Consider the following 24,604-nt stretch of genomic DNA (forward strand, 5'->3'; position numbering starts at 1 on the left):
AGAGTTATTTGTCATGAAAGAAGTCGAAAAGAACGAAATTAAACGCCTGAGCGACCGTCTGGATCTGGTCCGCCATCAAATGGCCGGTCTCTCCCTGGTCGATTCCGCCGAGAAATACGCCGAGCTGGAAAAAGAGTCCGTGAAGCTGGAAGCGGAAATCGAGCGCCTGCGCGAAGTGAAAGGCCAGAAGCTGAGTAAAGAAGCACAGAAGCTGATGAACATGCCGCATCGCCGTGCGATCACCAAAAAAGAGCAGGCCGACATGGGCAAGCTGAAGAAAAGCGTCCGTGGCCTGGTGGTGGTGCACCCGATGACCGAGCTTGGCCGCGAAATGGGCCTGAAAGAGATGACGGGCTTTTGTAAGACCGAATTCTGATCGCTCTCCCCTGCCCTGCGGCAGGGGAAACTCAGTTGTAGATCAGGTTAAACGTCGCCATCGCATCCGCTTTTCCCGCCGACACGTTCTCTTCTGTCTGAATGTAATGCGCGTCAAACCAGAAGGTCTGCGTCTGGTTATCCCCTACCTGGCCAAGCGCTGATACCTGCGGGGTGTTCCACTGTACCACCTGCCCCTGAACCGAACCGGTATTGTCACCGTAAAGCAATTCGATTCCGACACCGCTGGCGCTATCCTCCTGCTTCGTCAGTGCCAGTGCCCGATCGTTGGCCGGTGTGGTATCACCAAAGAAACCCATCTTCACCGCCGTATTATTTTCGCAGGTCACCGGAATGCTGAAGCGTCCGCCTCCGGCCCGTGAGCCTGGGCCGTGAAATTCACGCTGGCTTACGCTCCCCATGGGAACAAGAATGCTGCGAGAGCCCACTGAACAGCTGGTACGCCTGACGGTGAAGCTGGCGAGATGGATCTGTACCGGTGTCGCCACGTTGGTGGCGCTGGCTTTATTTTCTCCCGCCTGCAAGATCAGCGATCCAACATTTTTCTCCTGGGAGTTGACGTTATCATCAGGCATGGCGCTGGTCGTCGGGATTTTGTAAAACACCACCCAGAACTGCATCTTATACGTTGAGGCGCTGGCAAAGGCGGGGTTTTGCGATGCGTCGCAAATGCGCCGGGACTCATTGCCATCCACCGGGCTGGTGCCGTCAATGTAGCGTACCGCATCAGCGCCGCAGTACTGCTGCTCCCGGAACCCCAGCGCGTAGCCGATACCGTCGATCTGGGTTTTGTAAACGTGGCGCGCCGCGCCGTCTTCACCCACCACGGTACCGACGGGGTTATCCATGTCGACAAAGCCGATGCTACGCCAGGCGTCATTCCCGCCATCACAGCTGTAGAAATCCGCCCCGGTAGACTGTATCGGCGCGGAAACTGGCGTCCAGTCTGCCGTGCCGGGCGCATACCCTATGGCGTAGGGCACCTGAACGACCCACTGATCGCGGGTGGTGCGACAAGGTGAGGCCTGAGCATGGGCATGAAAACTCAGCATGCCAAAAAGCGAAAGCAGGCTCAGATAGAAAAACCAGTGAATAAAACGACGCATGATAATCCTCTAATGACACGCAAGAGACAGGGTGGCGATGCCGGGGGCCATGTGAGCCTCGCCCAGCCTGAAAGGTGTCTGGCACTGATGCTGTTCCCCGCCCTCATACCAAGTGACGCGCAAGGTGCCGCGCTCCGGTACCCCGCTCAGGTAGGCCTGACCGCCGTCAGCGACCATGCTTCGGTTTGCAGAACGGCGGTTCTGCTCCACCACTTCAGCCTGCGCGCCAAACGGCAGCGGTTCGCCGTGATAGCGCAGGGAAAACAGGACGCGATACCCAATGTGGGTTGTGTAATTGGCCAGCACCACCGCGCCGCTGGTGGGAATGAGCGTCAGACCGCTCTGCTCGACGTCGACGTTCTCGCCAAGCGTCGCCGTATCCAGATTGACGGTATTCTTGCGGTAGGCCGAGAGCGTTGGCATGACCGCGTAGCCGCGGCTGTCGGTATGGATCCCGTTGTAGCCCTCCGGCTCAACGTTCGCCGCGCCGGGCACGCGCAGCAGGGCGACGGTATCGCCCAGCGGCTGGCTGAGCGTGACACCATACTGCGTGGCGATGACGCCTCCGGCGAGTCCAAGACTGGCGTTGCTACCGTTTCGGCTGTGGTCATAACCGAGGCTGACGTTGCCGTAGCCTCCGTTGTATTGCAGCGCCAGGCTGGTGCTGTCGGCCTCTCCCTCACTGGTCTTACTCTGCTGAACGCTGTAATTCAGGTTGCGGTTCGCCAGCGCGCTGCCGTTGAGTGACACCTGCTGCGTGGTCATCCCACGATTGTTGTGGTTGGCGTAGTAACTGACCGAACTGCCCGGTAGCCAGTTGCCAAGCGGAACATTGACGTTAAACGACACGGTGCGATCGGGATGCTGCTCAAGCGCTGAGTCGGTGTAGTCATATCCCGCGCCCCAGGAAATACCCCGCCAGCTGGTGTACCAGCCGATGTGGATGGTTTTATCCTGGCCGGACGTATGCCAGTAATCCTGCATCCACGCCGAGACGTTGAGGCTGCCGAACTGACCCAGCGTCTGTGAAAAAGTGACCTGCGAGCGGCTACGGCGATTATTGAGTTGCAGCTGCTGGCTGTCGGACTGATTCAGTTCGTTAAATTCGTAGTAATTGCGCGAGGCATAGCGATAACTCGCCAGGTTGAAGGCGGTGCCGGTAGCGCTGAAATCTTTCTGGTACTGAATGCGCCACGCCTGCCCCATCGCGCTTTTGCCGTTGGGTAAACGGCTTTTTGCCAGCGTATCGTCAATGCCCAGCGAGCCGAATGCGCCAAACCCTCTGCCTATGCCGATCGCACCGGCCTGATAGTTGTTTGCCGTACGAAAGCCGCCATACACCGTCATCCTGGAGAGCAGACCGTAGAAGAAAGCGCCTTCAACAAATTCGGGGGAACGCGCATCGCTGGAGCCGGAATGAAACCGTCCGGCGTTGAGGCTGTATTTCAGGCTGCCCTGTCGTCGCATAAACGGCACCGCAGAATAGGGTTGGGTAAAAACGCGCGTCGAGCCGTCACTTTCCGTGACGGTAACCTGTAGATCGCCACTTTGCGCACCGGGGAACAGATCGTTAATGATGAATGGCCCGGCGGCCACCCAGGTTTCATAGATCACATAGCCATTTTGCGAAACGGAGACTTTAGCGAAGCTGTGTGCGACGCCGCGGATGGTGGGTGCAAATCCGCGCTGGCTGTCAGGCAACATGCTCTCGCTTGATGAGAGCTGCACCCCGCGAAACGCCACGCTATCGAACACATCGCCTGCGGTCCACGCATCGCCTATCCGCAGCTGGCTATTGAGGCTGCGAATATCCCGGGTCAGCCAGCTGCTCTGTGACTGAAAACGATCGCCACCCGAGTCGCTGTGGCTCCAGGCCGAGGTGTTGCGCAATCGCCACGCCCCCAGATTGACGCCGTTACGCAGGCTCACATAGCTGGACGTCGTGACGCCGCTCTGATGGCGGGCCTGGCCGCCCGACAGGCTGTAATCAACAAATGCCGCCGGGATACCATCATCCCACTGCGACTGCGGCACGTAGCCGCGGCTGCGGTGTTTCATCGCCGCCTGCGGCAGGCTGAGAAACAGGCGCTGCTGGTTGAAATCATAAGAGGTTCGCGCTGTCGGAATAAAATCGTCAAGGTGCGTGAAGGTCTCTCCCTCGTGCAACCGCGAGAATGCCGGAATCGCACTCACGTTCACCCCAAGCGCTTCCAGCAGCGATACGCTAAAAACGGGTTGCAGGCGGCCTTTCTCATTGACGAAGGTGATCTCCTGGTGCCGCTCCTCGCGTCCATTAATCTCCAGCGTCACGAGCCAGATGCCGGGCATTTGCCCGCCCTTTTCAGAGAAATAGTGCAGATCCGCCGTTTTCTGTTCGGAAGAGGAAAGCTCCAGCGCGGCGGGATCAAAATAATCCTCGGCCATCCCGGCGCGGCTGAAGCTGAGCAGAAGCACCGAAAGCGGCGCGTAACGAAACAGGCGAAAAGGCATGGTGTTAAAGCGGCTGAGAGCGGGTGGCGGTAATGGCACCGAAATCATTAATAGCCGACCAGCTTACGCCACCGGAGGCAGCCACAGGCCATTCGCGAGTTTCACCTGGACCGATCATGCCGGGCTGCTCAATTTTATGCCCGCCGACGGTCAGCCGATAAAAAGAGACGTAATATGGCGTCGGGTTGGAGGCCTTAAGCCCTTTTTCCGTCCGCGAAAATGTTATTTTCTGCCAGGCCGTGGCGGCGTCCCCTTTCAGGTTGTCCGGGCGGTAGAAAATTTTAAATTTCGATTTGACGTTAACCTGTAATTCGTTATTGCTCTCTTTTGGCTTTGGCGCAATCGCTTTAATATCCAGCCAAAATACGGACTCTCGATCTGTTGGCAGCGGTGCGCCGGTATATTGAATACGCAGCGTGTTGGTCTGCTCCGGATCAAGCCTGAACAGCGGTGGCGTGACGATAAAGGGCGCGGCGTTATTTTTATCCTGCACATCGCCTTCAACCCACGACTGAATAAGGTAGGGAACCGCACTTTCCATATTAGAAACAGAAAATGCCACCTCCTTGCTGTTTTGCGGGTATACGATCCGCGTTCCACCCATTACAACGCCTGCGGAAACTGACGCAGAGCTAACCATTAATGCAGTGAGCATAATATACGATAAACGTTTCATCATTATTATCTCTGGAGGTGGCTGAAAGTGAAATCAGTTATAAACCATCAGGAAGTTAGACACGGCGTTCACATCGCCCGCGTTGATTTCGGTTCCATCTTTATCGAGAGCAGCATAGAAGGTTAATTCAGCATTACCTTCCTTATCTGGTGCGGTTGTTTCTGATACCGTACCCGGCTTAATGGCGGTGCTGCGATCGCTGTTATACAGCTTCACGCCGACGCCCGTCGCCATCCCCTGGCCTGGGGTAACTTGTAGCAGCGTGTCATTCACCGTATCTTTGGTTCCGTCAAACAGAACCGCAACCGATTCAACCGTCTCCGGGCAGTTCTCCACGTTAATTTTGAACTCACGCGGCGTCGTTTCTGTGTGATCGTCGAAGTAGCTTTTCGCCCACGCGCCGAGATCTACCGTTTTGCTTTTTGACGCTGGAGTAATATCACAGGAAATAAGGGTAATTTTGCCAGTGAAGTTGATTACCCCGCCTGTGCTCTGCGTACCTGCGCCTGTATCCAGGTTAGTAATAACACCTGAATCATTGCTTGCCAGTACCGATTGAGAAGATAACAGCAGCCCCGCCGCAGCAATCGCCAGCGCCACATTTTTGATTTTCATTTGAAAGCAAACCCCTCTGTACATTAAACAGATTTAGAATTGTCGTGCCAAATACGGTCATTGCTATAAGGAATTAAAACGTCACTAAAGGGTATAAATAGAGGTGGTGACGCGACCTCATAGAATAACGTGGGGTCCATCCCGGTGTGGTAATCCATTTATTTTCTTTGAGCCATACGCATTTATTCCCCAACAAAGGAATAACTTCAGGCAGAAAATAACAATGAATACATTAAGGTTAAAAAAGAACGTCATTTCTTTTGTAACGCAGCATCTTCATAAATAGTAAATCAAATGCTTTATAACGTCTATGCACCGAAAGGCGTGCAGCATCGCTTATAAACCATTTAAAGTTAACATTAAAACAACAAATTTAACCTGTTTTCATCACGCTACACACTATTAGTGTCCTTCTAATCCCCTTTCTAAATTAAAAAAAGAGTTGACTGATCAATGTTTGATCAATTTATTTCGGATTATTATTAGAAGGAAACGTTGAACCAGGATGCCATGCTTAGACATTATTCTGCGAAATCAGTCAAACGCAGGATATTTACTTATTGATCAGCAATTGATCGTTTGTAATACGCTGTTAAAATCTCTATGTGAAATTTATCTTAATTAAAATTTTTTGCTACATATTGGATTTCGCATTTTTACCTAAAAAAAATTTTTATTTCTCTGAAATACGCCATTTTATCTACACGTTAAACATTAATCACATACTTAATATAAACAAAAATACATCTCGCCGTTAACCTAAGTTACGTATTGATACTTTTTTATTATCGTCTTTAACACGCCGCATCCGCTCCGATTGATGAAAAGATGTTCAGCCCGCTGCTACGGCCCGCGCCGCGAACGGACGGACTGCACGAGCCTTTTGGTCCTACCAATGCGCTTTAAAGCGAACCATCCTTCACAGTTTTACTGCTTCACTTCACAAAACCATTGCTGAAAAGCAACAATTGATTAACCATTTATTGCCATAACCCCTACAACACAAAATTGGATGGACCACTTTTACGCAGACTGTGACGCAGAGTTGAGCGGAGACTCACCCGCAACCCAGGCTGTGTGGTCCTCAGGAGACCTGCATGAGCCTCTGGCAACAAAACTATGACCCGGCCGGGAATATCTGGCTGTCGAGCCTGATCGCATCGCTACCGATCCTGTTCTTCTTCTTTGCGCTGATTAAGCTCAAGCTGAAGGGCTACCTTGCGGCGACGTATACCGTTGCCATCGCCCTGCTGGTGGCGCTGTTCTTCTACAAAATGCCGGTCGATCGCGCGCTGGCCTCCGTGGTGTATGGTTTCTTCTACGGCCTGTGGCCGATTGCGTGGATCATCATCGCCGCGGTCTTTGTCTACAAAATCTCGGTTAAAACCGGGCAGTTCGACATTATTCGTTCGTCGATCCTCTCTATTACCCCGGACCAGCGTTTACAGATGCTGATAGTCGGCTTCTCCTTCGGGGCGTTCCTTGAAGGCGCGGCAGGATTCGGCGCGCCGGTAGCGATTACCGCCGCGCTGCTGGTCGGGTTGGGCTTTAACCCACTGTATGCCGCTGGCCTGTGCCTGATTGTGAACACTGCGCCGGTGGCGTTTGGCGCGATGGGCATTCCGATTCTGGTGGCAGGTCAGGTGACCGGGCTGGACAGCTTCGAGATCGGCCAGATGGTGGGCCGTCAGCTGCCGTTCCTGACCATTATCGTACTGTTCTGGATCATGGCGATTATGGACGGCTGGCGCGGCGTGAAGGAGACCTGGCCTGCGGTGATGGTGGCAGGCGGCTCGTTCGCCATTGCCCAGTACCTCAGTTCAAACTTCCTTGGCCCGGAACTGCCGGACATCATCTCTTCCCTGGTGTCGCTGGTCTGTCTGACGCTGTTCCTGAAGCGCTGGCAGCCGGTACGTATCTTCCGCTTTGCGGACATGGGCGCATCGCACGTGGACCAGACCCTCGCCCGCACCGGCTATACCGCCGGACAGATCCTTCGCGCGTGGTCGCCGTTCCTGTTCCTGACCGCTACCGTGACGCTGTGGAGCATTCCGCCGTTTAAGGCGCTGTTCGCCCCGGGCGGCGCGCTGTACGACATGGTGATTAACATCTCCGTACCGTTCCTCGACAAGATGGTCGCCCGTATGCCGCCGGTGGTGCACGACGCCACGCCGTATGCGGCAGTGTTTAAGTTTGACTGGTTCTCTGCCACCGGCACGGCCATCCTGTTTGCAGCTATCCTTTCCGTGGTGTGGCTGCGCATGAAGCCTGCCGCCGCGGTGCAGACTTTTGCGGCAACGATTAAAGAGCTGATGCTGCCGATCTACTCCATCGGCATGGTGCTGGCGTTCGCGTTTATCTCGAACTACTCCGGCCTGTCGTCGACGCTGGCGTTAGCGCTGGCGCACACCGGGCATGCATTCACCTTCTTCTCGCCGTTCCTCGGCTGGCTGGGAGTGTTCCTGACCGGTTCCGATACGTCGTCTAACGCCCTGTTTGCCGCCTTACAGGCCACGGCCGCACAGCAGATTGGCGTTTCTGATGTCTTGCTTGTGGCAGCAAACACGACGGGCGGCGTAACCGGGAAGATGATCTCGCCGCAGTCCATCGCCATTGCCTGTGCCGCGGTGGGACTGGTAGGCAAAGAGTCGGATCTGTTCCGCTTTACCGTCAAACACAGCCTGATATTTACCTGCATGGTGGGCGTGATCACCACATTGCAGGCCTATGTCTTAACCTGGATGATTCCATGATAGTGATGCCCAGACGCCTGTCCGACGAGATTGCCACTCGCGTGCGGGCGCTGATTGAAGAACAACAGCTGGAGGCGGGCATGAGATTGCCCGCCGAACGCCAGCTTGCCGCCCAGCTTGGCGTGTCGCGCAATTCACTGCGCGAGGCGCTGGCAACCCTGGTCAGCGAAGGTGTGCTGCTGAGCCGTCGCGGCGGCGGCACTTTTGTGCGCTGGCAGCATGACAACTGGTCCGAGCAAAACATCGTTCAGCCGCTGAAAACGCTGATGGAAAACGACCCGGACTACAGCTTTGACATCCTCGAAGCGCGTCACGCCATCGAGACCAGCACCGCGTGGCACGCGGCGATGCGGGCGACCGACGCCGACAAAGAGAAGCTCAAAGCCTGTTTTGACGCCACGCAAAGCAGCGACCCGGATATCGCCTCGCAGGCCGACGTGCGTTTTCATCTGGCGATTGCCGAGGCGTCCCATAACGTCGTGCTGCTGCAAACCATGCGCGGGTTCTTCGACCTGCTGCAATCCTCCGTGAAGCAGAGCCGCCAGCGCATGTATCTGGTCCCGCCGGTCTTCGCTCAGCTGACCGAACAGCATGAAGCCGTGCTCAACGCCATTCTTGCCGGTGATGCCGAGGCCGCGCGTAAAGCGATGATGGCGCATCTCGGGTTCGTGCACACCACCATTAAACGATTCGATGAAGATCAGGCCCGACAGGCGCGTATTACCCGTCTGCCTGGCGAGAGTGATATTTCCAGGGAGAACAAAGCATGATTATTTCAGCAGCCAGTGACTATCGCGCCGCGGCGCAGCGCATTTTGCCGCCGTTCCTGTTCCACTACATTGATGGCGGGGCTTACGCCGAATATACCCTGCGCCGCAACGTGGAGGATCTCTCTGAGGTGGCCCTGCGCCAGCGTGTGCTGAAGAATATGTCTGACCTGAGCCTTGAGACAAAGCTGTTTAACGAAACGCTCGCCATGCCGGTGGCGCTTGCGCCCGTTGGCTTATGCGGCATGTACGCCCGCCGGGGCGAAGTGCAGGCCGCCGCCGCAGCGGATGCCAAAGGCATTCCATTTACGCTTTCTACCGTCTCAGTCTGCCCGATTGAAGAGGTCGCGCCGACCCTCAAGCGCCCGATGTGGTTCCAGCTGTACGTCCTGCGCGATCGCGGCTTTATGCGTAACGCGCTGGAGCGCGCCAAAGTGGCGGGCTGCTCAACGCTGGTCTTTACCGTCGATATGCCCACGCCCGGCGCCCGCTACCGCGACGCCCACTCCGGCATGAGCGGCCCGAACGCCGCGATGCGCCGCTACTGGCAGGCGGTGACGCATCCGCAGTGGGCGTGGGATGTGGGGCTGAACGGCCGTCCGCACGATCTGGGCAATATTTCGGCCTACCTGGGTAAACCGACCGGGCTGGAAGATTACATCGGCTGGCTGGCGAATAACTTCGATCCGTCGATCTCGTGGAAGGACCTGGAGTGGATCCGCGAATTCTGGGATGGCCCGATGGTGATCAAAGGGATCCTTGATCCGGAAGATGCCCGCGACGCGGTGCGTTTCGGCGCCGACGGGATCGTCGTTTCTAACCACGGCGGACGTCAGCTCGACGGGGTGCTCTCTTCCGCCCGCGCGCTGCCCGCCATTGCCGATGCGGTGAAGGGCGATATTGCGATCCTGGCCGACAGCGGTATTCGTAACGGGCTGGACGTGGTGCGCATGATTGCGCTGGGCGCAGACAGCGTGCTGCTGGGCCGCGCGTACCTCTATGCCCTGGCCACCAGCGGTCAGGCCGGCGTGGCGAACCTGCTGAACCTGATCGAGAAAGAGATGAAGGTGGCGATGACCCTGACCGGCGCGAAGTCGATTAGCGAAATCAGCAAGGATTCGCTGGTGCAGGAGCTGAGTAAACTGCCGGCGGCGCTGGCTCCGCTGTCACATGGCGACGCGGCCTGATCTTCTCCCGTTACCCCACCTTTTCTCTGCGCCCGGTTTCCCCCTCGGGCGCTTTTTTTTGTCGGAAATAACACCTACGTAACATTATGGATAAGAAAATTTGACACACCCTGCCCCTCCGCAATTGTATAGACAAGCAAATACAAGAACACAAAAACAACATTACATCGGAGAGGCGCATATGACGTATTCAGGTCGGGTGGATATTCAGCAGGTGATCGATGAAAGTCCTTTTTCAGGGTTTCACTGGCTTCTTATTGTGCTGGGCTTTCTGGTGCTGGCGATCGATGGGTTCGATACCGCAGCGATGGGTTACATTGCGCCTACGCTGTCGGCGGAGTGGGGAATAAATAAACAGGATCTGGGGCCGGTGCTGAGTGCGGCGCTGCTGGGGCTGTCGTTGGGGGCCCTGATTGCAGGTCCGGTATCGGACCGCATGGGACGCAAGCGCGTGCTGGTCTTTTCGTGTCTGTTCTTCGGCCTGGCGAGCCTGGGTACGGCCTGGGCGCAAAGCCTGAATACGCTGACGCTGTGGCGATTTCTGACGGGTCTCGGGCTGGGTGCCGCAATGCCTAACGCCATCACGCTGATCTCGGAGTTTGCTCCCCAGCGCTGCCGCGCTATGGCGATCAATACCATGTACTGCGGCTTTCCTCTAGGTGCGGCGGGCGGCGGGGCGATCTCTTCCTGGCTTATCCCTCACCACGGCTGGCGAAGCGTACTGCTGACCGGCGCGATTGCGCCGCTGATTTTAACCGTGCTGCTGGCGCTGCTGCTGCCGGAATCGGTGAAGTTTCTGGTGCAGCGCGGGAAAGACGTCGCGCAAATTCGCCGCATCGCCAGCCGGTTCAGCCGCAGCGCGCTCGATAGCGTCACGGGCTTTTTCCTGGCGGAAGAAAAGGTGGCGTCTAAAAAAGGGAGCGTGGCACAGCTTTTTTCCATGCCCTGGCTACCCGGCACCCTGATGCTGTGGGTCACCTACTTTATGGGGCTGGTCATTTACTACGTCCTGCTTAGCTGGATGCCGACGCTGATGCAGGGGATGGGCTATGCGCTGGCCGAGTCCGCCTGGCTCACCTCGCTGTTTACCTTCGGCGGCACCGCAGGCATTCTGCTCGCGGGCTGGATGATGGACCGCTGGGAAGCGCATAAGGTGGTCGCGGGTGGTTTCGTGCTGACGATGGGCCTTATTCTTTTACTGGGCATTGAGCATAACCATATCGTCATGTTTGGCGGGCTGATATTCCTGATGGGGATCGCGATGAACGGCGCGCAGTCAGGCATGCAAACTCTGGCCGCTACCTTTTACCCTACCGAGTGCCGCGCGACGGGTATCGCCTGGATGCAGGGGATCGGCCGCTTCGGCGGCGTGGCGGGCACCATGACCAGCGCCCAGCTTCTTTCCATGCAGTGGCAGGCAGACAGTATTTTAATGATCCTCAGCGTGCCCGCCCTGGTGGCTGCGGCGGCGACCTGCTACAAAATGCTGCGTTGTCGTATACAGGAACCGGGCGTCGCGTAGTCCCTCTCTTTTCTGCTATTCTGCCCCCCGCAATTAAGGGGGCAGCATGCTTAACATCGTCTTATTCGAACCAGAAATCCCACCCAATACCGGCAATATCATCCGCCTGTGCGCCAACACCGGTTTTCGTCTGCACATCATTGAGCCGATGGGCTTCACGTGGGACGACAAACGCCTGCGCCGCGCCGGGCTGGATTACCATGAGTTTACTGCCGTCGTTCGTCATCACGATTACGCCGCGTTTCTGGACGCCGAGAAGCCGCAGCGCATGTTCGCCCTGACCACCAAAGGTACGCCAGCGCACAGCGCCGTAAGCTATCAGGACGGGGATTATCTGATGTTTGGTCCGGAAACCCGCGGCCTGCCGGCCACCATTCTGGATGCCCTGCCAGCCGAGCAAAAAATTCGTATTCCGATGATGCCGGACAGCCGCAGCATGAACCTGTCGAATGCGGTGTCGGTGGTGGTGTATGAGGCGTGGCGCCAGCTGGGATATCCCGGCGCGATACTGCGTAGCTGAACCATTTCGGGTGGCTTGCGCCACCCGATTCGTCGTATTTAGCCTGCTACCGCGATGCGTTTCATATCGGTCATGTAGCCGCGCAGTTTCTGGCCCACTTTCTCGATTTCATGGCTGCGAATCGCTTCGTTTACGTCACGCAGTTGCGCGTTATCAACCGCACCTTCCGCAATCGCTTTGCCCAGATCGCCTGCTTGCAGGGTAGTCATGAACTCTTTCAGCAGCGGCACGCATGCGTAAGAGAACAGGTAGTTACCGTACTCGGCGGTATCGGAGATCACCACGTTCATTTCGTACAGACGCTTACGGGCGATAGTGTTCGCAATCAGCGGCAGTTCGTGCAGTGATTCATAGTACGCCGACTCTTCGATGATGCCGGAATCCACCATGGTTTCGAACGCCAGCTCAACGCCTGCTTTCACCATCGCGATCATCAGTACGCCTTTGTCGAAGTACTCCTGCTCGGTGATTTTACCTTCATACTGCGGCGCGGTTTCGAACGCGGTTTTACCGGTCTCTTCGCGCCAGGTCAGCAGTTTTTTGTCGTCATTCGCCCAGTCCGCCATCATGCCGGAAGAGAATTCGCCGGAGATGATGTCGTCCATGTGTTTCTGGAACAGCGGCGCCATGATGGTTTTCAGCTGTTCAGAGAGTGCGAACGCGCGCAGTTTTGCCGGGTTGGACAGGCGGTCCATCATCAGCGTAATGCCGCCCTGCTTCAGCGCTTCGGTGATGGTTTCCCAGCCGAACTGAATCAGTTTTTCTGCATAGGCCGGATCGGTACCTTCTTCCACCAGCTTGTCGAAGCACAGCAGAGAGCCGGCCTGGAGCATGCCGCACAGAATGGTCTGCTCGCCCATCAGGTCAGATTTCACTTCCGCAACGAAGGAAGATTCCAGCACGCCCGCACGGTGGCCGCCGGTGGCCGCAGCCCAGGCTTTGGCAATCGCCATGCCTTCGCCTTTCGGATCGTTTTCCGGGTGAACCGCGATAAGCGTCGGTACGCCGAAGCCACGCTTGTACTCTTCACGCACTTCCGTACCCGGGCACTTCGGCGCCACCATCACTACGGTGATGTCTTTACGGATCTGCTCGCCCACTTCAACGATGTTAAAGCCGTGGGAGTAACCCAGCGCGGCGCCGTCTTTCATCAGCGGCTGAACGGAACGCACAACGTCAGAATGCTGCTTGTCCGGCGTCAGGTTCACCACCAGATCCGCCTGCGGGATCAGCTCTTCATAGGTACCCACTTTGAAGCCGTTTTCAGTCGCTTTACGCCATGAAGCGCGCTTCTCGGCAATCGCTTCTTTGCGCAGGGCGTAGGAGATATCCAGCCCGGAGTCACGCATGTTCAGGCCCTGGTTCAGGCCCTGTGCGCCACAGCCGACGATGACCACTTTTTTACCCTGAAGGTAGCTCGCGCCATCGGCAAATTCATCGCGCGCCATGAAGCGGCATTTGCCCAGCTGCGCCAGCTGCTGGCGCAAGTTCAGTGTATTAAAGTAGTTAGCCATGGGTGATACCTCGTGATGTTGTGTGTCTTATTGTTCGGTTCGCGTTTCAGCGAGAATGTACCCACATTACAACAGGAAATTTATTGCGGAAATTGATATATTCACAACGTCACATTGCAGTTTTTGCAATGAAAAAAGAGGGAGTGGAATCGGTGGATTTACGCGATCTAAAAATGTTCCTGCACCTGGCGGAAAGCCGTCACTTTGGCCGCAGCGCCCGGGCGATGCACGTCAGCCCCTCCACGCTTTCGCGCCAGATCCAGCGCCTTGAGGAAGACCTTGGCCAGCCGCTTTTCGTGCGCGATAACCGTACCGTTACCCTTACGGAAGCGGGCGACGAACTGCGGGTTTTTGCCCAACAAACCTTGTTGCAGTACCAGCAACTGCGACACACCATCGACCAGAAGGGGCCGTCGCTCTCTGGTGAGCTGCATATTTTCTGCTCCGTAACGGCAGCCTATAGCCATCTTCCTCCCATTCTTGACCGCTTCCGCGCGGAGCATCCGTCGGTTGAAATTAAACTCACTACCGGCGATGCCGCCGACGCCATGGAAAAAGTCGTGACCGGCGAAGCGGATTTGGCCATTGCCGGGAAGCCCGAAACGCTGCCGGGCGCGGTGGCGTTCTCGATGCTGGAGAATCTGGCGGTGGTGCTGATCGCCCCGGCGCTGCCCTGCCCGGTGCGTAATCAGATATCGGTTGAGAAACCGGACTGGTCCACGGTGCCGTTTATCATGGCCGATCAGGGCCCGGTGCGCCGCCGCATTGAGCTGTGGTTCCGCCGCCAGAAGATCAGCAACCCGTCGATTTACGCCACGGTGGGCGGACATGAGGCGATGGTCTCAATGGTAGCGCTCGGCTGCGGCGTGGCGCTGCTGCCGGAAGTGGTGCTGGAAAACAGCCCGGAGCCGGTGCGCAACCGCGTGATGATTCTGGAGCGCAGCGACGAGAAAACGCCGTTTGAGCTTGGCGTATGTGCGCAAAAAAAGCGGCTGCATGAGCCGCTTATTGATGCGTTCTGGAAGATATTGCCGAACCACTAGCCTGCCAGAAAGAACCTGAACGCCGGGTTATGGGTTTCGTCATGGCATTCATAGCCCAGTTCGTTCAGGCGCGTTTCGAAATCCGGCTCGTGCTCGCCCAGCTCGAACGCCGCCAGCACGCGGCCGTAGTCGGTGCCGTGGCTACGGTAGTGGAACAGAGAGATGTTCCAGTGGGTGCCCAGCGTGTGCAGGAACTTGAGCAACGCGCCCGGTGATTCCGGGAACTCGAAGCTGAACAGGCGTTCCTGGAGCGGTTTCGAGGGGCGCCCGCCGACCATGTAACGCACATGCAGCTTCGCCATTTCATCGTCGGAGAGATCGACCACGCTGTAGCCGCCTTCATGCAGCAAACTGAGGATCTCTTTACGCTCCTCCACGCCACGGCTCAGACGCACGCCGACAAAAATGCAGGCATCTTTCGCATCGGCAAAGCGGTAGTTGAACTCCGTTACCGAGCGTCCCCCCAGCAGCTGGCAGAACTTCAGGAAGCTGCCCTTCTCTTCCGGAATGGTCACCGCCAGCAGCGCTTCACGCTGTTCGCCCAGCTCGCAGCGCTCGGAAACGTAGCGCAGACCGTGGAAGTTCACGTTCGCACCAGAGAGCACGTGCGCCAGACGTTCGCCGCGAATGTTGTGCTGGGCGATGTATTTTTTCATCCCCGCCAGCGCCAGCGCGCCGGACGGCTCCGCCACCGCACGTACATCTTCGAACAGATCTTTCATTGCCGCGCAGATAGCGTCGCTGTCGACGGTGACGATATCGTCCAGATACTCCTGGCACAGACGGAACGTTTCATCGCCAATGCGCTTCACCGCCACGCCCTCGGCAAACAGCCCAACGCGCGGCAGATCCACCGGATGTCCGGCGTCCAGCGCCGCTTTAAGGCAAGCAGAGTCTTCCGCCTCAACGGCGATGACTTTGATCTGCGGCATCAGCTGTTTGATCAGCACCGCCACGCCTGCCGCCAGACCGCCGCCGCCCACCGGGACGAAGACGCGGTCGAGATGGGCATCCTGCTGCAACAGCTCAAGCGCCAGCGTGCCCTGCCCGGCAATCACCATCGGGTGATCGAACGGCGGCACCCAGGTGAAGCCCTGCTGCTGTGCTAGCTCAATCGCTTTGGCTTTGGCTTCGTCAAAGTTCGCGCCGTGGAGCAGTACTTCCCCGCCAAAACCGCGCACCGCGTCGACTTTGATATCCGCGGTGGCAACCGGCATCACGATCAGCGCCTTCAGCCCTAAACGGGCCGAGGAGAACGCCACGCCCTGGGCGTGGTTGCCCGCCGACGCGGTAATGACGCCGCGCGCTTTCTGCTCATCCGTCAGCCCCGCCATCATCGCGTAGGCGCCACGCAGCTTAAAGCTGTGTACCGGCTGGCGGTCTTCGCGCTTCACCAGAATGACGTTGTCGAGGCGCGAGGAGAGTTTTTCCATTTTTTGCAGGGGCGTGACCTGCACAGCTTCATAGACCGGCGCGCGTAGCACCGCTCTCAGGTATTCCGCCCCCTCAGGGGCGGCGGATAAGGGTTGTGACTCGGCCATCATTAGCCCCCAAGTTTAGATTTATCGCGCACCGCGCCTTTATCTGCACTGGTTGCAAGGCTCGCGTAGGCGCGCAGGGCGAAGGAGACTTCACGCTGGCGATCTTTCGGCGTCCAGGCTTTGTCGCCGCGCGCTTCCTGCGCTTCACGACGGGCCGCAATCTCCTGGTCGCTCAGCTTCAGCTGAATGCCGCGATTCGGAATGTCGATTTCGATCAGGTCGCCATCTTCGATGATTGCGATGTTGCCGCCGCTTGCCGCTTCCGGGGAGACGTGGCCGATGGAGAGTCCAGACGTGCCGCCGGAGAAACGGCCGTCGGTGATCAGCGCGCAGGCTTTACCGAGGCCCATCGATTTCAGGAAGGTGGTCGGGTAGAGCATCTCCTGCATGCCCGGACCGCCTTTCGGCCCTTCGTAGCGAATGACAACCACGTCGCCTTCCACCACTTTGCCGCCGAGGATGGCCTCTACCGCCTCGTCCTGGCTTTCGTACACTTTCGCCGGACCGGTGAATTTCAGGATACTGTCGTCCACGCCTGCGGTTTTCACGATGCAGCCGTTTTCCGCAAAGTTACCGTACAGCACGGCCAGACCACCGTCTTTACTGTAGGCGTGCTCCAGCGAGCGGATGCAGCCTTCAGCGCGGTCGTCATCCAGCGTGTCCCAGCGGCAATCCTGCGAGAACGCCTGGGTGGTGCGAATACCGGCCGGACCGGCGCGGAACATCTTTTTCACCGCGTCGTCTTTGGTCAGCATTACGTCGTATTGATCCAGCGACTCCGGCAGCGTCAGGCCGAGGACGTTTTTCACGTCGCGGTTCAGCAGCCCGGCGCGATCCAGCTCGCCCAGGATACCGATGACGCCACCCGCACGGTGCACGTCTTCCATGTGGTACTTCTGGGTACTCGGCGCGACTTTACACAGCTGCGGCACTTTGCGGGAGAGCTTGTCGATGTCGCTCATGGTGAAGTCGATTTCGGCTTCCTGCGCAGCGGCCAGCAGGTGCAGAACGGTGTTGGTGGAGCCGCCCATGGCGATATCCAGCGTCATGGCGTTTTCGAATGCTGCTTTACTGGCGATATTGCGCGGCAGCGCGCTGGCATCGTCCTGCTCGTAGTAGCGTTTGGTCAGCTCAACGATACGTTTACCGGCGTTGAGGAACAGCTGCTTACGGTCGGCGTGGGTCGCCAGCAGCGAGCCGTTGCCCGGCTGAGAAAGGCCCAGCGCTTCGGTCAGGCAGTTCATGGAGTTGGCCGTGAACATGCCGGAACAGGAGCCGCAGGTCGGGCACGCGGAGCGTTCCACCTGATCGCTCTGCTCGTCAGAGACTTTCGGGTCTGCGCCCTGGATCATCGCATCGACCAGGTCGAGCTTGATGATTTTGTCGGAGAGCTTGGTTTTACCCGCCTCCATCGGACCACCGGAGACGAAGATCACCGGAATGTTCAGGCGCAGGGAGGCCATCAGCATCCCCGGGGTGATTTTGTCGCAGTTGGAGATACAGACCATCGCATCGGCGCAGTGGGCATTGACCATATACTCCACCGAGTCGGCGATCAGCTCGCGCGACGGCAGTGAATAGAGCATTCCCCCGTGGCCCATTGCGATACCGTCATCCACCGCAATGGTGTTGAACTCTTTCGCCACGCCGCCGGAGGCTTCGATTTGCTCGGCAACCAGCTTACCGAGATCGCGCAGATGCACGTGGCCCGGAACAAACTGGGTGAAGGAGTTCACCACGGCGATAATTGGCTTGCCGAAATCGGCGTCGGTCATTCCGGTGGCGCGCCACAATGCGCGGGCACCCGCCATGTTACGGCCGTGGGTGGTGGTGGCTGAACGATACTTAGGCATGCTTTATTGACTCCCGTCTGACTATTTAATGGGACGGTGCGTGCCGTCCCACATTTATATTTAGTGATTAACCTGATCCAACCAGCCGTATTTGTCTTCTGTTTCGCCGGTGAAGAGGCCGAAGAAGGCTTGCTGGATGCGTTTGGTCACCGGACCACAGCGGCCTTCACCCACCTGAATACCGTCGACGCTGCGAACCGGCGTGATTTCAGCCGCAGTACCGGACATGAACACTTCGTCTGCCAGGTAGAGGGATTCGCGGGACAGCACCTGCTCGCGCACTTCGATACCAAGGTCTTTCGCCAGCTTGATGATCGCATCACGGGTGATACCCGGCAGCGCGGAAGAGGTGAACGGCGGGGTAAACAGAATGCCGTCTTTTACTTCAAACAGGTTTTCGCCCGCGCCTTCAGAGATGTAGCCGTTCACGTCGAGTGCGATGCCTTCCTGATAGCCGTGGCGGCGCGCTTCGCTGCCGACCAGCAGTGAGGAGAGGTAGTTACCGCCCGCTTTAGCGGCGGTCGGGATGGTGTTTGGCGCCACGCGGTTCCAGGAAGAAACCATTGCGTCGATCCCCTGATCCAGTGCTTCTGCGCCCAGGTAGGCGCCCCACGGGAACGCAGCAATGATCACATCAGTGTTGTAACCGGCCGGCGGGTTCACGCCCATGCCCACATCACCCACGAAGACCAGCGGACGAATATAGGCGCTGGTCAGTTTGTTCTGGCGAATCACTTCGCGGCAGGCTTCCATCAGCTCATCAACGCTTTGAGAGACCGGGAAACGATAAATTTTGGCTGAGTCATGCAGACGCTGCATGTGTTCGCGATGGCGGAACACCACTGGTCCTTTGTGAGAATCGTAGCAACGGATGCCTTCAAACACGGAGGTACCGTAGTGCAGCGCATGGGACATCACGTGAACTTTCGCGTCTTCCCAGCGAACCATCTCCCCATTGAACCAAATGTAATCAGCTTTTTTTGTCGTCATTTTTTCGTCCTGTCACGCTTAAGCGCGGATTTGTTGTGATGTGGTTGTGCTCTGGCAGATGGCAACATGGGCAACGTCTACCAGCTTTGATAACTGACTAAACAGTAAGTCGACCGGCCGCGGGCTGGCAACGGTTAATTCGATACTGATGTTCTGCGCGTCGGTGGCCGTTTCCATATTCATAGAGCAAATCTGAAAGCCACGGTGGCGGACCACACGCAATACGCGTTCTAACGTTTCCGGGTTGAAGCGAGCCTGCACGGCGACCTGATGTTGCATCATGATAATTTCTCCAGCATTTGTGAGTTACTGGCACCGGGCGGTACCAACGGCCAGACGTTCTCAAGCTCGTCGATTGAGACATGAAGCAGGTATGGCCCTTCGCTTGACAGCATGGTGTCGAGTGCCGCTTCAACCTGGTCTTTACGGGTGATGTGCTGGCCAGGAATGCCGAAGGCGCTGGCCAGGGTGAGGAAATCAGGGTTATCGGTCAGGGTTGTTTCGCTGTAACGCTCCTGGAAGAACAGCTGCTGCCACTGGCGGACCATCCCTAAACGCTGGTTATCGAGCAACACGATCTTCAGCGGTAACTGCTTGCGCTTCACGGTGCCGAGCTCCTGAACGTTCATCATGAAGGAGCCGTCACCGGAGATACAGATCACGGTATCGTTCGGGCGGGCCACCTGTGCGCCTACGGCTGCCGGCAGGCCAAAGCCCATTGTGCCTAAGCCGCTGGAGGTGATGAAGTTCTCCGGGCGGGTATAGGTCATGTGCTGGGCTGACCACATCTGATGCTGGCCCACATCGGTCGTCACCACGCTGTCAGCGGGTTTACGGTCGGACAACTGCTTCAACAGCAGCGGTGCGTAGATGGCATCGCCGGGGTGATCGTAACGCCAGGCATGCTCAGCGCGCATGTCTGCGGTGTGCTGACGCCATGCGTTGATATCCAGCGGCTGCTCCAGCGCCGGTAACAGCGCGTTAAGATCGCCCTGCAACGCCACGTGCGCCTGACGCAGTTTGTTCATCTCCGCCGGGTCGATATCCATATGGATCACTTTGGCATTCGGCGCAAAGGTATTCAGCTTGCCGGTGACGCGGTCGTCAAAACGGGCGCCTGCGACGATAAGCAAGTCGCACTCCTGCACCGCCAGGTTTGCCGCTTTAGTGCCGTGCATTCCCAGCATGCCGAGGTAGTACGGGTAGTCCGCGTCGACTGCGCCCAGACCTTTCAGGGTGCAGGTGGCGGGCATTTGCGTGGTTGCAAGGAACGCGCGAAGCGCCGGAACAGCCTGCGCCATACCCACCCCGCCGCCGACGTACAGCATCGGCTGCTTCGCCTCCGCCATCATCTTACGCGCCTCTTCAACCTCTGCATGCGGAAACGCATCGTCGCTTTCCACGGTGGAGAAATGCGGCTCCAGATCGCCAGGTGCAACCTGGATATCTTTCGGGATATCCACCAGAACCGGGCCAGGACGGCCAGAGCTGGCAACCTCGAACGCTTCGGCCATCACGCGCGGCAGCTCTTCGAGGGACTGAACGAGGAAGCTGTGCTTAGTACAGGCCAGCGATAAACCGAGCACGTCCACTTCCTGGAAGGCATCGGTGCCGATGAACGGTGAGGCTACCTGGCCGGTGATCGCCACCAGGGGAACGGAATCGAGCAGTGCGTCAGCCAGGCCGGTGATCAGGTTCGTTGCGCCAGGACCCGAGGTTGCCATACAGACGCCGGTTTTACCGGTCGCGCGGGCATAGCCGATGGCGGCCATCGCTGCGCCCTGCTCGTGCCGGCACAACAGATGTTCCACGCCGCCGTCATACAGTGCATCGTAAATCGGCATAATTGCGCCACCCGGATAACCGAATACGGTTTCGACTCCCTGCGCGCGCAACGCATGTACTACCCATTGTGCCCCATTCATAGTTAGTTCCCCGTCATAAATCTGGAGAAACAGAATTTTGTGCTAGTCGTCATGCTCTGCTCCTCATTTAAGTTTTTTAGTCATAAAAAAACCCCCGGACCTTTCGGTGCGGGGGTCTTAGTTCGTTAAGGCTTGATTCTTAAGCCTTTCCTCGTCCAAGTGCAGCCCCGCACGGTGGGATAATAATCACCACCACGCTAATCACGACCAGGCTAATCACTCGTAGAAGGGCTGTCATTTTCAGTTCTTTTTGCATCTTGTTCGAAGGAATACCTAAAGAGTTACCACAGATATTTCATCTGACACAAGATTTTTTTATGACCCATTTCTTTAGCATGCGAACTATTTCTTTCAAAATCGTTGTTTTATATAGGGAAAAAATAGAAATGAAGATTTTTCATTTTTTTTCCTATTTCTTCAGGCAAAGCGCGCATGATTTCTTTTTTGCGAGGCGGCTTCCGCCAGCATGTAACGTTTACATTTTGCGGCTAAAAGGCAGGAACGCGCGTCGTAAATCAGCGATTCAACGCTAAACAGAAAACCACGAGACTGGCATAGTCACCGCCATGGAGGGCTTATGTCACTGTCTGTTGTATATACACGCGCGGCTATCGGAGTGAAGGCCCCGCTCATCTCTGTAGAGGTTCATTTAAGTAATGGGCTGCCCGGATTGACGCTGGTCGGCTTACCGGAAACCACCGTTAAAGAGGCGAGGGATCGCGTGCGCAGCGCCATTATCAATAGCGGTTATGCTTTTCCCGCGAAGAAGATCACCATCAACCTGGCGCCCGCTGATTTGCCAAAGGAGGGTGGGCGATACGATTTACCTATTGCTATAGCGCTTCTCGCGGCTTCTGAACAGCTCAACACGACAGGACTAAGCTCGTGCGAGTTCGTGGGTGAATTAGCGCTTACAGGCGCGTTAAGAGGTGTTCCCGGTGCAATATCGGGTGCGCTTGAAGCCATACGTGCGGGAAGACAAATCATTGTAGCCAATGAAAACGCCTCTGAAGTAAGCCTCATCGCCGAAAAGGGGTGCCTGATTGCGGGACATTTGCAGGAGGTTTGCGCCTGGCTGGAAGGCCGACACGAGCTTGCCGAACCGCAGGAGAAGGAGGAGGTTGCGCCAGATTCAACTGAGGATCTCAGCGATATTATGGGTCAGGACCAGGGTAAGCGGGCGTTAGAGATCACTGCCGCAGGCGGGCATAACCTGTTACTGATAGGTCCGCCAGGCACGGGGAAAACGATGCTGGCGAGCAGGTTGAGCGGCCTGTTGCCACCCCTCAATAATCACGAAGCGCTGGAAAGCGCCGCGATATTTAGCCTGGTCAGTTCTACGTCGTTGCATAAACATTGGCGCCGACGCCCTTTCCGCTCGCCGCACCACAGTGCGTCTCTTACCGCGATGGTGGGCGGAGGGTCGATTCCCGGACCGGGTGAAATCTCTCTGGCACACAACGGCATTCTGTTCCTGGATGAACTGCCTGAGTTTGAACGGCGCGTGCTGGATGCATTGCGGGAGCCGATTGAATCCGGCGAGATCCATCTCTCTCGTACACGCGCCAAAATAAGCTACCCTGCGCAATTTCAGCTGGTCGCCGCGATGAACCCTAGCCCAACGGGCCATTATCAGGGAAACCATAACCGCTGTACGCCGGAGCAGACGCTGCGCTATCTGAGTAAGCTGTCCGGGCCCTTTCTCGACCGTTTTGATTTATCTCTGGAGATCCCCCTGCCACCGCTCGGTCTGTTGAGGCAAAGCGGTATTAAAGGCGAAAGCTCAGCAGCGGTACGCGAACGGGTTATTGCGGCACAGGCGCGGCAGTATGCTCGTCAGAACAGGCTGAATGCCCGGCTGGATAACGCCGGGATCCGACAGTTTTGTTCTCTTAATGCCGAAGATGCAGGCTGGCTGGAGGAGACGCTGACGCGGTTTGGACTATCCATTCGCGCGTGGCAGCGTTTGTTGAAAGTCGCGCGCACCGTCGCCGACGTAGAAGGCTGCCCCGGAATTGAGAGGCGACATTTGCAGGAGGCATTAAGCTACCGTGCGATCGATCGGCTACTGCTGCATCTGCAAAAAATGCTGGCGTAAAAAAGGGGCCGTAGCCCCTTCTCTTCTTAATCGTCAGACTCGGTGTAGTCTTCTGCACCTTCCATCTGCGGCTTACCGCCAGACAGCGTATGGAAACGCTTAGGACGCTTGATGCGAGCCATATACTTGATCCATACACGTTCTGCATCAGACTGCGGCTCACGCTCACCACGGCAAACAGAGACAAACTGTTTTTCATCTTCGGTTGCCGGTTCACGTTTACCCAGATCCAGCTCGTTGAAGGCATAACCATGGCGCTCAAGAAGTTGAGCTTCTTTGATAGTGAAATCGCCGTGACGAGAGAACCCGCGCGGATAATGTTTATTGTCGAAAAAACGATTAGTCGTCGTAAAGCTTTCCGCCATCCTACACGCTCCTAATTCTTTGGCCGAGCTATTTATGGCGCGGAGTATTAGTTACGCTTGACAGAGTGTAAAACAAAACATTTAAATCATAACGACAAATAATTTTGTGGAGAAAGATGTGGATACGGAATTGCTAAAAACTTTCCTCGAAGTGAGCAGAACGCGACACTTTGGGCGAGCAGCTGAAGCCCTCTACCTGACGCAGTCAGCAGTCAGTTTTCGTATTCGACAACTGGAAAATCAACTGGGTGTGAACCTTTTTACCCGTCATCGCAACAATATCCGCTTAACGCCAGCCGGTGAAAAACTGCTGCCGTATGCAGAAACCTTGATGAATACCTGGCAGGCGGCGCGAAAGGAGGTTGCGCACACTTCCCGGCACAATGAATTCTCGATTGGTGCGAGCGCATCACTGTGGGAATGCATGCTCAGCCAGTGGCTTATGCGGCTATATCGTACACATAATCATCTGCAATTTGAGGCGAGGATTGCGCAACGTCAGTCGCTGGTTAAGCAACTCCACGAACGTCAGCTGGATCTGCTGATCACGACAGAAGCCCCCAAGATGGACGAATTTAGCAGCCAGATTGTTGGACAGTTTAGTCTGGCGCTCTATGCATCGGAGCCTGCAATGATGAAGGCCGACCTTAATTATTTACGCCTTGAATGGGGACCTGACTTTCAGCAGCACGAGACGGGGTTAATTGCCAGCGATGATATCCCGCAGCTCACGACAAGCTCTGCGGAGATCGCCTGCCAGCAACTGCCCGCCCTGAAGGGTTGCACGTGGCTACCTGTTCGCTGGGCGGATAATAAATCTGCACTCCACGTTGTTACCGATTCGACGACGCTCTCCAGGCCGCTGTATGCCATTTGGCTGCAAAACAGCGATAAGCAATCACAGATAAAAGATCTGTTAAAAACCAGCATACTGGATTAACGCAAAAGCCTGCGGAGACGCAGGCTGCTTAGTCTTCAGAAGGGATTTCAGTCGTTTTGCAGGCAAAAAAAATCCTTTGCCGAAGCAAAGGATTCTATATGGCAGGGGCGGAGAGACTCGAACTCGCGACACCCGGTTTTGGAGACCGGTGCTCTACCAACTGAGCTACGCCCCTAAAGTTTTTTGCCATTAAGCCTGCCGGGAGGGCAGGCTTAATGTCTTAATAAGTGGCGGAACGGACGGGACTCGAACCCGCGACCCCCTGCGTGACAGGCAGGTATTCTAACCGACTGAACTACCGCT

The 24,604-nt window shown here is 56.7% G+C and carries 22 protein-coding genes and 1 tRNA gene; 9 read left to right on the plus strand and 14 right to left on the minus strand.

What is annotated here, in order from left to right; all coding sequences use genetic code 11:
- Positions 1-13: 13 nt before the first annotated feature.
- Entirely contained in the window at positions 14-376 is a 363-nt protein-coding gene (locus tag A3466_RS06905) for a YibL family ribosome-associated protein (RefSeq protein ID WP_063449976.1), read from the plus strand.
- A gap of 31 nt (positions 377-407) precedes the next feature.
- Here the strand turns inward: A3466_RS06905 and A3466_RS06910 are convergent, their stop codons facing one another.
- From A3466_RS06910 to A3466_RS06925, 4 genes are read right to left on the minus strand one after another with little or no spacing between them, the layout of a single operon-like run.
- Positions 408-1,502: a fimbrial protein gene (locus A3466_RS06910; protein ID WP_063449977.1), complete on the minus strand. Its 1,095-nt coding sequence runs from the start codon at positions 1,500-1,502 to the stop codon at positions 408-410.
- A gap of 9 nt (positions 1,503-1,511) precedes the next feature.
- Positions 1,512-4,040, minus strand: coding sequence for a fimbria/pilus outer membrane usher protein (locus A3466_RS06915; protein ID WP_245167739.1), 2,529 nt, complete (start codon positions 4,038-4,040; stop codon positions 1,512-1,514).
- Entirely contained in the window at positions 3,997-4,671 is a 675-nt protein-coding gene (locus A3466_RS06920) for a fimbrial biogenesis chaperone (protein ID WP_063449979.1), read from the minus strand. The genes A3466_RS06915 and A3466_RS06920 overlap by 44 nt, the downstream gene beginning before the upstream one ends.
- A gap of 30 nt (positions 4,672-4,701) precedes the next feature.
- Positions 4,702-5,283, minus strand: coding sequence for a fimbrial protein (locus tag A3466_RS06925; protein ID WP_063449980.1), 582 nt, complete (start codon positions 5,281-5,283; stop codon positions 4,702-4,704).
- Positions 5,284-6,380: 1,097 nt separating this feature from the next.
- On the opposite strand from A3466_RS06925, the gene lldP reads away from it, so the two are divergent.
- From lldP to trmL, 5 genes are all read left to right on the plus strand, one after another.
- Entirely contained in the window at positions 6,381-8,036 is a 1,656-nt protein-coding gene (lldP, locus tag A3466_RS06930) for an L-lactate permease (protein WP_063449981.1), read from the plus strand.
- Complete coding sequence (gene lldR, locus A3466_RS06935; protein ID WP_063449982.1) at positions 8,033-8,806, plus strand: transcriptional regulator LldR; 774 nt, start codon at positions 8,033-8,035, stop codon at positions 8,804-8,806. Before lldP ends, lldR begins: the two co-directional genes overlap by 4 nt.
- Positions 8,803-9,990, plus strand: a complete 1,188-nt coding sequence (lldD, locus tag A3466_RS06940) for an FMN-dependent L-lactate dehydrogenase LldD (protein WP_063449983.1) — start codon at positions 8,803-8,805, stop codon at positions 9,988-9,990. Before lldR ends, lldD begins: the two co-directional genes overlap by 4 nt.
- 181 nt (positions 9,991-10,171) lie before the next feature.
- Positions 10,172-11,512: an MFS transporter gene (locus A3466_RS06945; protein ID WP_063449984.1), complete on the plus strand. Its 1,341-nt coding sequence runs from the start codon at positions 10,172-10,174 to the stop codon at positions 11,510-11,512.
- Between the two features lie 46 nt (positions 11,513-11,558).
- Complete coding sequence (gene trmL, locus A3466_RS06950; RefSeq protein ID WP_022649772.1) at positions 11,559-12,032, plus strand: tRNA (uridine(34)/cytosine(34)/5-carboxymethylaminomethyluridine(34)-2'-O)-methyltransferase TrmL; 474 nt, start codon at positions 11,559-11,561, stop codon at positions 12,030-12,032.
- Between the two features lie 38 nt (positions 12,033-12,070).
- Here the strand turns inward: trmL and ilvC are convergent, their stop codons facing one another.
- Positions 12,071-13,546: a ketol-acid reductoisomerase gene (gene ilvC, locus A3466_RS06955; protein WP_063449985.1), complete on the minus strand. Its 1,476-nt coding sequence runs from the start codon at positions 13,544-13,546 to the stop codon at positions 12,071-12,073.
- 152 nt (positions 13,547-13,698) lie between these two features.
- Here ilvC and ilvY point away from each other — a divergent pair, with 152 nt between their 5' ends.
- The gene (gene ilvY, locus A3466_RS06960) at positions 13,699-14,589 is read left to right on the plus strand and encodes an HTH-type transcriptional activator IlvY (protein WP_063449990.1); all 891 of its coding nucleotides are present in this window, start codon (positions 13,699-13,701) and stop codon (positions 14,587-14,589) included.
- On the opposite strand, the gene ilvA is transcribed toward ilvY, so the two are convergent.
- From ilvA to ilvL, 7 genes are all read right to left on the minus strand, one after another.
- Positions 14,586-16,130 (minus strand): threonine ammonia-lyase, biosynthetic, encoded by a 1,545-nt coding sequence (gene ilvA / locus A3466_RS06965; protein WP_088204713.1) that lies wholly within the window; start codon positions 16,128-16,130, stop codon positions 14,586-14,588. The two genes, ilvY and ilvA, sit on opposite strands and share 4 nt — an antisense overlap.
- 2 nt (positions 16,131-16,132) lie before the next feature.
- A complete protein-coding gene (ilvD, locus tag A3466_RS06970; RefSeq protein ID WP_028014820.1) occupies positions 16,133-17,983 on the minus strand; it encodes a dihydroxy-acid dehydratase in 1,851 nt (616 codons plus the stop codon).
- A 60-nt stretch (positions 17,984-18,043) separates the two neighbouring features.
- Entirely contained in the window at positions 18,044-18,973 is a 930-nt protein-coding gene (ilvE, locus tag A3466_RS06975; RefSeq protein WP_003860182.1) for a branched-chain-amino-acid transaminase, read from the minus strand.
- 18 nt (positions 18,974-18,991) lie between these two features.
- On the minus strand, positions 18,992-19,255 hold the full coding sequence (gene ilvM / locus A3466_RS06980) for an acetolactate synthase 2 small subunit (RefSeq protein ID WP_003860184.1): 264 nt from the start codon (positions 19,253-19,255) through the stop codon (positions 18,992-18,994).
- Complete coding sequence (ilvG, locus tag A3466_RS06985) at positions 19,252-20,898, minus strand: acetolactate synthase 2 catalytic subunit (protein ID WP_063449986.1); 1,647 nt, start codon at positions 20,896-20,898, stop codon at positions 19,252-19,254. The genes ilvM and ilvG overlap by 4 nt, the downstream gene beginning before the upstream one ends.
- A 2-nt stretch (positions 20,899-20,900) precedes the next feature.
- Positions 20,901-20,951 (minus strand): peptide IlvX, encoded by a 51-nt coding sequence (gene ilvX, locus A3466_RS23515; protein WP_166792073.1) that lies wholly within the window; start codon positions 20,949-20,951, stop codon positions 20,901-20,903.
- Between the two features lie 86 nt (positions 20,952-21,037).
- The gene (gene ilvL, locus A3466_RS22215) at positions 21,038-21,136 is read right to left on the minus strand and encodes an ilv operon leader peptide (protein ID WP_001311244.1); all 99 of its coding nucleotides are present in this window, start codon (positions 21,134-21,136) and stop codon (positions 21,038-21,040) included.
- A gap of 339 nt (positions 21,137-21,475) precedes the next feature.
- On the opposite strand from ilvL, the gene A3466_RS06990 reads away from it, so the two are divergent.
- Complete coding sequence (locus tag A3466_RS06990) at positions 21,476-22,996, plus strand: YifB family Mg chelatase-like AAA ATPase (protein ID WP_063449987.1); 1,521 nt, start codon at positions 21,476-21,478, stop codon at positions 22,994-22,996.
- 26 nt (positions 22,997-23,022) lie between these two features.
- On the opposite strand, the gene A3466_RS06995 is transcribed toward A3466_RS06990, so the two are convergent.
- On the minus strand, positions 23,023-23,361 hold the full coding sequence (locus A3466_RS06995) for a DUF413 domain-containing protein (RefSeq protein WP_006808641.1): 339 nt from the start codon (positions 23,359-23,361) through the stop codon (positions 23,023-23,025).
- A 118-nt stretch (positions 23,362-23,479) separates the two neighbouring features.
- On the opposite strand from A3466_RS06995, the gene hdfR reads away from it, so the two are divergent.
- Positions 23,480-24,301 carry an HTH-type transcriptional regulator HdfR gene (hdfR, locus tag A3466_RS07000; RefSeq protein ID WP_063449988.1) on the plus strand — a complete coding sequence of 274 codons (822 nt, stop codon included), beginning with the start codon at positions 23,480-23,482 and terminating at the stop codon, positions 24,299-24,301.
- 99 nt (positions 24,302-24,400) lie between these two features.
- Here hdfR and A3466_RS07005 read toward each other — a convergent pair.
- A tRNA-Trp gene (locus A3466_RS07005) sits at positions 24,401-24,476 on the minus strand.
- Positions 24,477-24,604 lie beyond the last annotated feature (128 nt).

Origin of the sequence: Enterobacter genomosp. S, assembly GCF_001631805.1 — a bacterium.
Lineage (GTDB): Bacteria > Pseudomonadota > Gammaproteobacteria > Enterobacterales > Enterobacteriaceae > Enterobacter > Enterobacter quasihormaechei.